The 12135-nt window shown below is 71.4% G+C and carries 12 protein-coding genes; 9 read left to right on the forward strand and 3 right to left on the reverse strand.

What is annotated here, in order from left to right; translation table 11 throughout:
• Positions 1-46 precede the first annotated feature (46 nt).
• Genes ABD732_RS06085 through ABD732_RS06105 form a run of 5 tightly spaced genes read left to right on the forward strand, consistent with a single transcriptional unit; the run spans position 47 to position 3574 of the window.
• Positions 47-961 (forward strand): Rossmann-like and DUF2520 domain-containing protein, encoded by a 915-nt coding sequence (locus tag ABD732_RS06085; protein ID WP_425552991.1) that lies wholly within the window; start codon positions 47-49, stop codon positions 959-961.
• Entirely contained in the window at positions 958-1917 is a 960-nt protein-coding gene (gene panC / locus ABD732_RS06090; RefSeq protein WP_344781656.1) for a pantoate--beta-alanine ligase, read from the forward strand. The genes ABD732_RS06085 and panC overlap by 4 nt, the downstream gene beginning before the upstream one ends.
• A 3-nt stretch (positions 1918-1920) precedes the next feature.
• A complete protein-coding gene (panD, locus tag ABD732_RS06095) occupies positions 1921-2346 on the forward strand; it encodes an aspartate 1-decarboxylase (protein ID WP_344781658.1) in 426 nt (141 codons plus the stop codon).
• The gene (locus tag ABD732_RS06100; protein WP_344781660.1) at positions 2346-3143 is read left to right on the forward strand and encodes a type III pantothenate kinase; all 798 of its coding nucleotides are present in this window, start codon (positions 2346-2348) and stop codon (positions 3141-3143) included. Before panD ends, ABD732_RS06100 begins: the two co-directional genes overlap by 1 nt.
• Complete coding sequence (locus ABD732_RS06105; RefSeq protein ID WP_344781662.1) at positions 3140-3574, forward strand: MaoC/PaaZ C-terminal domain-containing protein; 435 nt, start codon at positions 3140-3142, stop codon at positions 3572-3574. The genes ABD732_RS06100 and ABD732_RS06105 overlap by 4 nt, the downstream gene beginning before the upstream one ends.
• 19 nt (positions 3575-3593) lie before the next feature.
• On the opposite strand, the gene ABD732_RS06110 is transcribed toward ABD732_RS06105, so the two are convergent.
• Entirely contained in the window at positions 3594-5291 is a 1698-nt protein-coding gene (locus ABD732_RS06110) for a TIGR03767 family metallophosphoesterase (RefSeq protein WP_344781664.1), read from the reverse strand.
• Positions 5292-5492: 201 nt separating this feature from the next.
• Between ABD732_RS06110 and ABD732_RS06115 the strand changes: the two genes are divergently transcribed.
• Together ABD732_RS06115 and lysS are read left to right on the forward strand one after the other, a co-directional pair.
• Complete coding sequence (locus tag ABD732_RS06115; protein ID WP_344781667.1) at positions 5493-5942, forward strand: rhodanese-like domain-containing protein; 450 nt, start codon at positions 5493-5495, stop codon at positions 5940-5942.
• A gap of 75 nt (positions 5943-6017) precedes the next feature.
• Complete coding sequence (gene lysS / locus ABD732_RS06120; RefSeq protein ID WP_344781669.1) at positions 6018-7532, forward strand: lysine--tRNA ligase; 1515 nt, start codon at positions 6018-6020, stop codon at positions 7530-7532.
• Here lysS and ABD732_RS06125 read toward each other — a convergent pair.
• Both ABD732_RS06125 and ABD732_RS06130 read right to left on the reverse strand, forming a co-directional pair.
• Complete coding sequence (locus tag ABD732_RS06125; protein WP_344781671.1) at positions 7529-9061, reverse strand: bifunctional aminoglycoside phosphotransferase/ATP-binding protein; 1533 nt, start codon at positions 9059-9061, stop codon at positions 7529-7531. The two genes, lysS and ABD732_RS06125, sit on opposite strands and share 4 nt — an antisense overlap.
• Positions 9062-9065: 4 nt before the next feature.
• Positions 9066-10007 carry a LysR family transcriptional regulator gene (locus ABD732_RS06130; protein ID WP_344781673.1) on the reverse strand — a complete coding sequence of 314 codons (942 nt, stop codon included), beginning with the start codon at positions 10005-10007 and terminating at the stop codon, positions 9066-9068.
• 165 nt (positions 10008-10172) lie between these two features.
• Here ABD732_RS06130 and ABD732_RS06135 point away from each other — a divergent pair, with 165 nt between their 5' ends.
• Positions 10173-11261: an enoyl-CoA hydratase/isomerase family protein gene (locus ABD732_RS06135; protein ID WP_344781675.1), complete on the forward strand. Its 1089-nt coding sequence runs from the start codon at positions 10173-10175 to the stop codon at positions 11259-11261.
• A 55-nt stretch (positions 11262-11316) separates the two neighbouring features.
• Positions 11317-12099, forward strand: coding sequence for an enoyl-CoA hydratase (locus ABD732_RS06140; protein ID WP_344781677.1), 783 nt, complete (start codon positions 11317-11319; stop codon positions 12097-12099).
• Positions 12100-12135 lie beyond the last annotated feature (36 nt).

Raw genomic sequence — 12135 nt, forward strand, 5'->3', positions numbered from 1 at the left:
CGTCTGGTACCCGGCGGAGCCGGGACTGGAACTGCTTTGGAGGACGATGGTGAACGCACCCACCCCCGCCCCGCGCCTGGACGTCGGCATCGTGTCGGCCGGCCGCGTGGGCACCGCGCTCGGCGAGGCTCTCGCCGCCGCAGGTCACCGAGTGGTCGCTGCACACGCCCCGTCCGAAGCCTCCCGCGAGCGCGCCGAGCGCCGCCTTCCTTCCGCCCGTCTGGGCACCGTCGACGACGTGGTCGCCGCGAGCGAATTGATCGTGCTGGCCGTCCCCGACACCGAATTGCCCACCGTGATCGACCGGGTGGCCGCCGCTGGGCGGCCCGGCCAGATCGTGGCGCACACCGCCGGTGCGCACGGCGTCGGCATCCTCGATCCGATCGCCCGGGGCGGCGGGATGGTGCTGGCGGTGCATCCGGCGATGACCTTCGTCGACGGCGACCAGGACGCGGCGCGCCTGGCGTCGTCGTGCTTCGGGATCACCACCGCCGACCCGTTCGGCGACGCGGTCGCCGCCGCCCTGGTCCTGGAGATCGGCGGCACCCCGGTGCGGATCGACGAATCCCAGCGCACCCTGTACCACGCGGCCCTCGCACACGGCGCCAACAATCTGATCGCCCTGATCACCGATGCGGTCAGCGCGCTGACCGCGGCGATCGACGGCCCGCATCACCTCGCCGAACAGGCGACCGTCGACGGGGGAGCGGCCGGTCTGCCCGAGCAGATCCTGGCCCCGCTGGTGCGCGCCTCGCTGGAGAACGTCCTGGCCCTCGGCCCGTCGGCCCTGACCGGCCCGGTGGCCCGCGGCGACCGCGCCACCGTCGAACGCCACCGCCGCGCCCTGGAGACGCTGCCCGATCCCGGCGTGGCCCTGGGCTACCGTGTGCTGTCGGCGCGGGCGGCAGCCGCCGCCGGCGCGCCGGCCGACCTTCTCGACTCGACAGAGGTGCAGCCGTGACCACCATCCTCGACGGCGCGACGACCCCGTACACCCCGGGCGCGCTGACCGTGCATCGCGACCCGGCCGGCCTCCACCGGGTGGCCAAGGCGCTGCGGGCGACCGGCAAACGGGTCGCCCTGGTGCCCACCATGGGGGCGCTGCACGACGGCCACCTGCAACTGGTGCGCAGTGCCAAGGGCCGCGGCGACACCGTCGTCATCGTGTCGATCTTCGTCAACCCGCTGCAGTTCGGCGCCGGCGAAGACCTCGACGCCTACCCGCGCACCTTCGACGAGGACTGCGCCGCGCTGGCCGAGCTCGGAGTGCCGCTGGTCTTCGCGCCGACCGTGTCGGCGATGTACCCGAACGGTCCGCGGACCACCATCCACCCCGGCCCGGCCGGCCGGGACCTGGAGGCGGCGCAGCGACCCACCCACTTCTCGGGCATGCTGACCGTCGTCGCCAAGCTGCTCAACATCGCGGCCCCGAACGCCGCCTACTTCGGCGAGAAGGACTACCAGCAGCTGGTCCTGATCAACCAGATGGTGGCCGACCTGAACATGGACGTCGAGATCATCGGCGTGCCGACGGTACGCGAGGCCGACGGCCTGGCGATGAGCTCGCGCAACCGCTACCTGACCGCCGAGCAGCGGGAACTGGCGACCACCCTGTCGGCGGCGCTGCTAGCCGGCGCGCACGCCGCCGACCGGGGCGCCCAACCCGCGCTCGCCGCCGCGCAGGGCGTGCTGGCGACCGCACCGCAGATCGACGTGGACTATCTGGAGCTGCGCGACCGCCAGCTGGGGCAGGCTCCGGAACAGGGAGACGGGCGGCTGCTGGTGGCCGCCCGGATGGGCGATACGCGCCTGATCGACAACGTCGGCGTCGACATCGGCGGGGTCCGCCGCGCGTTCGACGACGACGTACAAGACGAGTTCTTCGCACAGGGTGCGGCCGAGGGAGAAGAGGGTTAACCAATGTTCCGAACCATGATGACGTCCAAGATCCATCGCGCGACGGTGACGCAGGCCGACCTGCACTACGTCGGCTCGGTCACCATCGACGCCGACCTCCTCGACGCCGCCGGGCTGATCGAAGGTGAACAGGTCGCGATCGTCGACATCGACAACGGCAACCGGCTGGAGACCTACGTGATCGCCGGTGAACGCGGCAGCGGGGTGATCGGCATCAACGGCGCCGCCGCCCATCTGGTGCATCCGGGCGACCTGGTGATCATCATCGCCTACGGCATCCTGAACGAGCAGGAAGTGAACGAGTACGCGCCCAAGGTGGTCTTCGTCGACGAGACCAACCGCCCGGTGACCCTGACCGCCGACCCCGCCGACGTGCCCGTGGGCTCGGGCCTGAAGGATCCGCGGCAGCTGGCCGACTCCGTGCGCTGATGCTGCTCACCGTCGACGTCGGGAACACCAACATCCACCTCGGGGTGTTCGCGGGTTCCGGCGACCACGCGGCGCTGGTGCGCGACTGGCGCATCCACACGCAGCCGCACCTGACCGCCGACGAGTTCGCGCTGACCCTGCGCGGACTGCTCAGCGACGACATCGAGCGGGTGACGGCGGTGGCGGCCCTCTCCACCGTCCCGTCCCTGCTGCGCGAGATGCGCGTGATGGCGCCCCGGTATTTCGGTGCCGGACCGCACGTGCTGCTGGAACCCGGAGTCCGCACCGGCATCCCGCTGCTGGTCGACAACCCGAAAGAGGTCGGCACCGACCGGGTGGCCAACGCTCTGGCCGCGCACGCGATGTTCCCGGACCGGCCCGTGGTCGTCGTCGCCTTCGGCACCGCGACCGTGGTGGATGCCGTCTCCGCCGCCGGCGAGTTCCTGGGCGGCGCCATCGCGCCCGGGGTGAATCTGGCCGTGGAGGCGCTCAGCGACCACACGGTCACCGTGCGGAAGGTGGAACTGGCGCCGCCGCGCAGCGTGATCGGCAAGAACACCGTCGAAGCCCTGCAGTCGGGCATCCTGTTCGGCTTCGCCGGTCAGGTGGACGGTCTGGTGCAACGGATCCGCGACGAGGTACCGGGATTCGACGCACCCGACGTCGCCGTCGTCGCCACCGGGTTCCTGGCTCCGCTGATGTTCGGCGAGTGCGCCACCCTCACCGACCATGCGCCGCACCTGGCGCTCGACGGTCTGCGGCGCGTCTACGAGCGCAGCCGGAAGCCGCGCCGATGACCGGCCGGATCGGCGCGGCCGATCTGCGGGCGGGGACGGTGTACCCGTTCGGCGAGTACCGGCTGACGCTCGAGGAAGTCCTGGACTTCGCCGGCCAGTGGGATCCGCAGGACTTCCACACCGACGTGGCGGCCGCCGACGCCGGCGCCTACGGCGGCATCATCGCCAGCGGTATCCAGACGCTGGCGGTCCTGCAGCGGCTCACCGTGCTCGGCGTGTATCGGGACTGGCAGGTGGTCGCCGGGCGCAGTATGCGCGACGTGCAGTTCCTGCGCCCGGTCCGGCCCGGGGACGTGCTCACCGGCTGGGCCCGGATCGACGACGTGATCGCCGACGACCGCGGTCGTGCGGACGTCGTCGTAAGTACCGAACTGACCGTCGGCGACCGCCCGGTACTGCGAGCGGTCACCGACGTGGTTGTCCGCTACTGAGCGGCACCCCGCGTGCCGCTCAGCGCAGCGGATGGGTCAGCAGCAGCTCGCAGTTGCGATCCGTCGCCTTGCCGAGCAGTTCGGCGTCGTAGTGCAGGTCGTTGTACGACAGTTCGCGGTACAGGCTGGCCAGACCGGCGGCCGACAGGTCGTCCTCGTCGGCGGTGTAGGCGCTGTCGGCTTCGATCAGCGGGGTGAAGATGCTCAGCGTGCCGTCGCCGTTATCGGTGATCTCCAGGATGCGGGCCAGCTGCGGAAAGTCGATGTGGCTGGCCGTGTTGATCTCCCAGAAGCTGTGCTTGGGGTCGGCGCCGCGGTGGGCGATCATCTGGTTCTTGTGAGTGTGCCCGTTGACCCAGGCGATCAGGTTCGGGTGCCGCTTGAGGGCGGCGACCAGATCGTCGCCCAGATACTGGCGTTCGCCCGGGGTCTCCGGATTGGGCAACGCGGCAGTCATGGTCCCGGAGGTGTGGTGACTGAACACCAGCACCAACTCGTCGCGGTAGCGGACCAGCTGGCGCTCGATCCACCGCAGCTGCTTCTCACCCATCGAGCCGTCGGCGATGCCGAGGCTGTTGCAGGTGTTCATCGCGATCCCGCGCACTCCGGGGGCGATGGTGAAGGTGTACCAGGTGGGGCCGTTCGGGTCGGAGAAGCCGTGGCCGACCGGACCGGGCCCGGTGATCGCCGGGTCGAAGTGGCGCCGCACGAACTCTTGCGGCGAGAACGGGCGGCGCCGCGCATCGGGGGTCACCGGAAACGACGGGCCGGTGACGCGTAACTGCCCGAGCAGCGGTCCCAGCGCGGACGGATTCGAGGCCATGGCGCCGGCGATCTGGGAGATCGCCGGATCGGTGCCGGGCAGATCGAACTTGACCCCCGACAGGTACATCCAGTCCAGGACGCCGTTGGGAACGGTGCCGAGGAACTGGTCGTCGTGGTTGCCGAAGACGGCGTACCAGGGCGTGTTCAGTCCGGGGCTGCGATGGGTGCGCATGGCCGCGCGCAGATAACCGGGGATCTGCACGAAGCCGCGGTCCTTGTAGATGTCCCGCGACGCAAGTTCGGGCCGCCAGTACAGGTCCGAGCCCTGCGCCTGCACACCCTCGAAACGGTCGCGCGCACCGGTGTTCGGGGTGATCTCGCCGCCGGACAGCAGGCGCTGAAACCAGGTGAGCTCGATGAGCTCGTGATTGTCGGTGTTGTCGCCGGTGCTGACCACGCAGTCGAAGCGGCGGCCGGTGAACGGGCCGACGGCCAGCGCGTTGATCCGCTTGACCAGGGCGACGGCGCCCTGCGTGCCCAGCGCCTCCTGCGGGCGGTAGGCAGGTCCCTGGATCGGGTGCACGTACTCGAAGCGTGCCGGGCTCTGCACATCGGTGACGTGGATGTCGGTCAGCTGTACGAACGACGCCAGCGCGGTGCGTTTGGCGTCCCGGCCGGAATGGGCGGGCGCCAGTTCCTGCCGTACGTAGAGTGGCCAACCGCGGCCCTGCGTCAGCTTGCGGTAGCCGCCCTTGCGTGCCCGCCCCGGTACCGCGACCTGCGCCAGGGTGGTACCCGCCGCGTTCGCGCTCTGCAGGGCGCCCGGCTCGGCGCGCACCAGGCCGCTCGCCGAGGCGCCGGCGGCCATCGCCCCGGCGGCGGCGCCGGCGGCGAGGAAGGTGCGGCGGGAGAATCCGGCGCGCGAACGATGATCATGAGGTGAACCCGACATGACGGTCACTGTAACTGGTGTCACATGGAACATGGATTAAACCCGGCGCTGCGCAAAAGGCCTGGGACCTGCGCGGGGTCTGTGGCACAATCGACGACGTGATCAAGAGCTGTCAGGAGTGTTGTCAGAGCTGAACCGCTGTCGCGGTCGGCTCCCTCACCCAACCCTCCCGCTCTTTCACCACCCGAGGACTCTTTTCCGATGACACTCGCCATCGACGTTCCCGTCACCACCACCTCCGCCACGACCTCCGCTGCCGTCGTGACCACCGTCGTTTCCGACCGTCCGGCTCCGCTGTCGGTGCAGCCCACCGAGTACCGCGCGGCGCAGGCCGCCGGCGTCCGGGTGGTCGACCTGCGCGGCGACGCCGGCCGCCGCGAGCACGGCGCCCTGCTCGGCGCGCTCGCGCTCGACCTCGACGAGGCCCTCGAGGCACTCACCCCGCACGCGCCGGGCGCGCTGCGTGCGGCCGCCCACGACGCCCGGTGGCTGTTGGTCACCGAGGACGGCTACGACGCCGAATGGCTGGCGTGGCATCTGCAGGCCCGCGGCGTCGCCGGCACCAGGTTCCTGGTCGGCGGCCACCGCGCACTGCGGTCGGCCGGCATCGGCACCGCCGACACCTCCGACGCGCACCGCTACTTCGCCTGAGCCCGCACCCGGGGGCCTGTCCCGGGCGCGGCGGGATTGGCGGGAGTACCGGCGACGCGCCTAACCTGATACCTCGTGAGTGATCAGGCGCCTGAAATCGACGACCAGACCCCCGAGCAGCTGCGTATCCGCCGCGAGAAGCGCGACCGCATCCTGGATGCGGGACGCGAGGCCTACCCGGTCGGCGTCGCTCGCACGCACACCCTCGCCGAGCTCCGAGCGCAGTTCCCCGACCTGGAGGCCGGCACCGAGACCGGTGTGCAGGCCGGCGTCGCCGGACGCGTCATCTTTCTGCGCAACAAGGGCAAACTGTGCTTCGCCACCCTGCAGGAGGGCGACGGCACCCAGCTGCAGGCCATGATCAGTTTCAACGGTGTCGGCGAAGAGTCGCTGGCGCTGTGGAAGTCCGACGTCGACCTGGGCGACATCGTCTTCGTCCACGGCGAGGTGATCAGCTCGCGCACCGGGGAACTGTCGGTGATGGCGGACGCGTGGGAGATGGCCGCCAAGGCGCTGCGCCCGCTGCCCGTCGCCCACAAGGAGATGAACGAGGAGTCGCGGGTCCGGCAGCGCTACGTCGACCTGATCGTGCGCCCGGAGGCCCGGGAGACGGCCCGTCTGCGCGTGCAGGTGATGGCCGAGCTGCGCCGCTTCATGACCGAGCGCGGCTTCCTCGAAGTGGAGACGCCGATGCTGCAGACCCTGCACGGCGGGGCGGCGGCCAGGCCGTTCGTCACCCACTCCAACGCCTTCGACCTGGACTTGTATCTGCGTATCGCGCCGGAGCTGTTCCTCAAGCGCTGCGTGGTCGGCGGCATCGACCGGGTCTTCGAGGTGAACCGCAACTTCCGTAACGAGGGCGCCGACTCCACCCATTCGCCCGAGTTCGCGATGATGGAGACCTACCAGGCCTACGGCGACTACAACGACTCCGCGACGATGACCCGGGAGCTGGTCCAGTCGGTGGCGATGGGCGCGCTTGGCACGCTCACCCCGACCATGCCCGACGGCAGCACCTACGACCTGTCCGGCGAGTGGATGAGCGTCGAGATGTACCCGTCGCTGTCGGAGGCGCTGGGGCGCGAGATCGTGCCGGCCCAGACCACCGTCGACGAGTTGCTGGCCATCGCCGACGAGGTGGGCCTGTCGGTCCCCGAGGACAAGGGCTACGGCCACGGCAAGCTGGTCGAGGAACTGTGGGAGCACCTGGTGGGGGAGAAGCTGACCCAGCCGGTGTTCGTGCGCGACTTCCCGGTGGAGACCTCGCCGCTGGTGCGCGCGCACCGCAGCGTGCCCGGGGTGGTGGAGAAGTGGGACCTGTACGTCCGCGGCTTCGAACTGGCCACCGGCTACTCCGAACTGGTGGACCCGATCATCCAGCGCGAGCGGTTCGTCGACCAGGCCCGCCTGGCCGCCGCCGGCGACGACGAGGCCATGGTGCTCGACGAGGACTTCCTCACCGCCATGGAGTACGCGATGCCGCCGACCACCGGCACCGGCATGGGCATCGACCGACTGCTGATGGCGCTGACCGGCCTGGGCATCCGCGAGACGGTGCTCTTCCCGCTGGTCAAGCCCCGCGTCGACTAGGACTGCTCCGCCGGGCCGCAGCGCTCGCGCAGACGCTCCCGGATCTCCGCGAGGGGATCGCCGGCGGCGTCGACGGCGATCCAGTCCTCGCCCGGATCGTCCAGGGCACGGGTCTGCGCCCGCGCGACACGGGCGTCGGCGTCGGACGCATCCGGCCCGCGGCCGGCGATGCGGGCGATCCGCTCCTCCTGCGAAAGGTGGAGCCAGAACCCGGTGAACGTGGCGTTCGCGGCGTCGGCGACGCGGCGCAGTCCGGCGCGTTCGGCGGCCCGCCCGTAGACGGCGTCGCCGATCACGCTCATCCCGCCGGCCAGATTCTGTGCGGCCAGGCGCTCGAGTTCGGCGTACACCCGTGCGCTCGCCGCCCGGGTGTAGCCCGCAGCGGGCAGTGACTGCAGGACGGGCACCCCGGCCAGGCGTTTGCGGAGCACATCCGAGCGCAGCACCCGGGCGCCCGGGGCGGCGCCGACCCGGTCGGCCACCGCCCGCGCGACGGTCGACTTGCCGGTCCCCGAGGCCCCGCCGATCGCGACGGTGTGCGGGCCGGCCGGATCGATCACCGCCAGCGCCAGGTCCAGGTGTCCGCGAGCCCGATCCACCTGCCCGGCCGCGGCGGACACGTGGGCCCGGACGGTCGCCCGGACGCTGAGCATGAGGGGCAGCAGCGGGTAGCCGTCCTCGTCGTCCGGCGAGGCATCGAGGTAGGCGTTCACGATCTGGTTCGCCTCGCAGGTGCGCCCCCGCTGCCACAGATCCATCACCAGGAAGGCGAGGTCGTAGAGGACGTCGGTGGTGGCCAGCTCGGGATCGAACTCCAGGCAGTCGAACGGGACCGGGACGTCGTCCAGCACCACGATGTTCTGCAGGTGCAGATCGCCGTGCCCGCGGCGGACGCGGCCGGCGCGGGCCCGGGCGTCCAGCCGGTCGGCGTGCCGGGCGATCAGCGCCCGAAGACGTTCGGTGAGATCGGCGGCCCGGACAGGATCCAGGATCTTCGGGTAGCGCGACATGCTGCCCAGATTGCCGTCGATCACGTCGAGGAGCCGCGCCGCGCCGGCGGTGTCGGCGCTGACCTCGGCCTGCGCGTGCAACTGCACCACCTGATCGGCGAGGGCGGACAGCAGTGCGTCGTCGAGCAGGCCGTCGTCGGCGTAGCGGGCGCAGAGGGCGTCCGCCGGGAACCGGGCCATCTCCAGCACGTAGTCGACCGTTTCGCCGGGGCCGTCGAGTTCCACCCCGTCCGCGGTCCGGGTGATCGCGTGCACTCCGCGATACAGGTCCGGTGCGGTGCGGCGGTTCAGCCGGTACTCGGCGGTGAGCGCGTTGCGGCGCTGATCGACGCCGGCGAAGTCGAGATAGCGGTAGGTGACCGGACGCTTCATCTTCCACGCGCGGTCACCGCTCAGGACGATCACCGCCGCGTGCGTGACGATGTGCTCGGAGGGTGCGGCCGACTCGAGGGCGCCGGCGCGGGCGAGTAGTTCGACGAGGGGCGTGCCGGGATCGCCGCTCGGGGCTTCGTCCGTCATCGCGTCAGCCTATCGGCCGGCCGGGCAGCAGTTCCCCGGCGCGGGCGCTCACCTCGGCCCGCACCGCGGCCCGGATCGCCTGGACGGCGGGGCTGGTGAGGCGCGCGCGGCGCGCGGCGAGCGCGAAGCCCAGCCGCACGTCTACGGCGCCGGGCAGAAGCCTGCGCAGTTCCCGGTGGCGGTCGGCGACGAAGGCGGGCAGCAGCCCGATCCCGCCGCCGCTGCGGGTGGCTTCGAGCTGAGCGAAGACGTTGGTGGACATCAGCCGGGGGACGGCGCCGGGCAGGTGCTTGTCCAGGTCGAGGTCGCCCACCTGCAGCAGCGAGTCGACATACCAGATCAGCGGGTGGGCGGAGACGTCGTCGACGGTGGCCGGTTCGCCGTGGGCCGCCAGGTACTCCTCGGTGGCGTACAGCCCCAGGGTGTACTCGCTGATCGGTTCGGAGACCAGACGGCCACCGGCCGGGGCGCCCACCGTGACGGCGACGTCGAAGCCCGACTGATGCAGGTTCGGCTCGCGGGTCGCGGTGAGCAGTTCGACGGTCAGGTCCGGGTGCCGATCGCGCAAGCGCACCAGGGCCGGGGCGACGAAGTAGGCGCCGAAGGCATCGGGGGCGGTGACGCGGACGTTGCCGCGCAACGTGCGTCCGGTGTCTCCGGCGACGGCGCCGATCGCCCGGGAGACGGCGGCGTCGATCGGTCCGGCGGTCTCGGCCACCGCCCGGCCGGCTTCGGTCAGCTCCCAGCCGGCGGTGCCGGTGCGCACCAGCGCGGTGCCCAGCGCGTGTTCCAGGGCCCGGATGCGGCGGGTCACGGTGCTCGAGTCCACGCCGAGCTCGGCGGCCGCGGAACTGCGGTTGCGGGTCCGGGCCACGGCCAGCAGGTATCGCAGGTCGTCGGCGCGGACGTCGCGCGGATCGACCGACGGTGCGGGGCGGTTGGACACGATAGTTGATTGTAGGCAGCTTCGCCTCCGCTGCGGGGGCATCGGGGTGCAGAACTGCACGGGCCGGGGTGCGGCATTGCCCGTTGACCGGGCGCATCCGGCGCGGCGACGATGGGCAGCAGACCCGGCCCGAACGACCGGACCCCCGAGCAAGGAGCGCCTCGCATGTCACGACCGAACGAGGTGGAGCCACCGGTGCTCGCCGCAGTCCGCGGCGGTCTCGGCACGCTCACGCTGAATCGGCCCGCGTCGATCAACGCGCTCGACCACGAGATGGTCGCCCTGATGACCGCGGCCCTGCACGAATGGGCCGTCGACCCCGGCGTGCGCGCCGTGGTGGTCGACGGTGCGGGCGACCGCGGTCTGTGCGCCGGCGGGGACATCGTCGCCATCCACCGGGATGCGGCGGCGCTGCAGGGCGCCGACGACGAGGCGGTGACCGACAGTGCGTCGGCGGCCTTCTGGCGCGACGAGTACCGGATGAACGCGGACATCGCCGAGTACCCCAAGCCCTACGTGGCGATCATGGACGGCATCGTGATGGGCGGCGGAGTGGGCATCTCCGGGCACGCGAACACCCGGATCGTCACCGACCGCACCCGCCTGGCGATGCCCGAAGTGGGCATCGGGCTGGTGCCCGACGTCGGCGGCACCCGACTGCTGTCGCAGGTCCCCGACCAGCTCGGCACCTATGCGGCGCTCACCTCGGTACACCTGCGCGGTGCCGACGCCATGGCGCTGGGGCTGGCCGACCATTACGTGCCCGCCGACCGGCTCGACGAGTTCCGGGCCGCCCTCGCCGAACGCCCGGTCGACGAGGCACTCGCCGAGCACGCGGTGACCCCGCCGCCGTCGGCCCTTGCGGCACAACGGGACTGGATCGCCGAGGTGTTCGCCGCCGACACGGTGGCCGAGATCGTCGAGAACTGCCGCGCGACGGGCCGGCCGGAGGCCGTGAAGGCCGCCGAGACCATCGCCGGCAAATCCCCGACGGCCCTCACGGTGACGCTGGCCGCGCTGCGCGCGGCCGCGACCGAGCGGTCGCTGCGCGAGGCGCTGCGCCGCGAGTACCGCACGTCGATCCGCTGCGTGGCGCACCCCGACCTGGCCGAAGGGATCCGCGCCCAGGTGATCGACAAGGACCGCAACCCGGCCTGGCAGCCGGGCCGGCTCGACCAGCTGACCGGCGACGAGGCGGCCGCCTTCCTGGCGCCGCTGCCCGCCGGCCTGGAATTGACCTACCCCCAGCGCTGACCTACCCCCAGCACTGACCTACCCGAAACAGATCTGCCCAGTGAGGAGACCACCGGTGTCTGAGAACGAGTACTCGACCATCGCTGTCGACCGGCGCGACCGGGTCGGCGTGATCACCCTGAACCGCCCGGAGGCGCTGAACGCGCTGAACACCGAGCTGATGGGTGAGGTGGTCGCCGCCGCACAGGCCTTCGACGCCGACCCGGGGATCGGCGCGATCGTGCTGACCGGGTCCGACCGCGCCTTCGCGGCGGGCGCCGACATCAAGGAGATGGCGGACAAGACCTTCAGCGACGTGGTGGCCGAACAGTTCTTCGGCGCCTGGGACGCGCTCGCCGGTCTGCGCACTCCGACCGTCGCCGCGGTCAACGGCTACGCTCTCGGTGGCGGCTGCGAGCTGGCCATGCTGTGCGACCTGATCATCGCCGGCGACACCGCCGTCTTCGGCCAGCCGGAGATCAACCTCGGGGTGATCCCCGGTATCGGCGGCTCGCAGCGGCTGACCCGGGCGGTCGGCAAGGCCAAGGCCATGGACCTGATCCTCACCGGGCGGCAGATGAAGTCCGACGAGGCCGACCGGCTCGGTCTGGTCTCCCGCGTGGTCCCCGCCGAGAACACCGTGCAGACCGCGCTCGAGATCGCCGCCGACATCGCCGGCAAGTCCCTGATCGCCGCCGGGCTGGCCAAGGAGGCGGTCAACCGGGCTTTCGAATCCGGTCTCACCGAGGGGGTTCGCGTCGAACGCAATCTCTTCTACTCCACCTTCGCCACCGACGACCAGACCGAGGGCATGGCCGCCTTCGTCGCCAAGCGCCGCCCCGACTTCCAGCACCGCTGATCCGGCCCTGCTGAACCATCACGATCGAGAGATGAA

The sequence above is a fragment of the Gordonia caeni genome (genome assembly GCF_039537105.1).
GTDB lineage: Bacteria > Actinomycetota > Actinomycetes > Mycobacteriales > Mycobacteriaceae > Gordonia > Gordonia caeni.

What these genes read in the sequence shown, in the direction of transcription:
- ABD732_RS06085 (WP_425552991.1), top strand. Translation starts at nt 47, where the DNA reads ATGGTGAACGCACCCACCCCCGCCCCGCGCCTGGACGTCGGCATCGTG.
- panD (WP_344781658.1), top strand. Translation starts at nt 1,921, where the DNA reads ATGTTCCGAACCATGATGACGTCCAAGATCCATCGCGCGACGGTGACG.
- ABD732_RS06100 (WP_344781660.1), top strand. Translation starts at nt 2,346, where the DNA reads ATGCTGCTCACCGTCGACGTCGGGAACACCAACATCCACCTCGGGGTG.
- ABD732_RS06105 (WP_344781662.1), top strand. Translation starts at nt 3,140, where the DNA reads ATGACCGGCCGGATCGGCGCGGCCGATCTGCGGGCGGGGACGGTGTAC.
- ABD732_RS06110 (WP_344781664.1), bottom strand. Translation starts at nt 5,291, where the DNA reads ATGTCGGGTTCACCTCATGATCATCGTTCGCGCGCCGGATTCTCCCGC.
- ABD732_RS06115 (WP_344781667.1), top strand. Translation starts at nt 5,493, where the DNA reads ATGACACTCGCCATCGACGTTCCCGTCACCACCACCTCCGCCACGACC.
- ABD732_RS06125 (WP_344781671.1), bottom strand. Translation starts at nt 9,061, where the DNA reads ATGACGGACGAAGCCCCGAGCGGCGATCCCGGCACGCCCCTCGTCGAA.
- ABD732_RS06135 (WP_344781675.1), top strand. Translation starts at nt 10,173, where the DNA reads ATGTCACGACCGAACGAGGTGGAGCCACCGGTGCTCGCCGCAGTCCGC.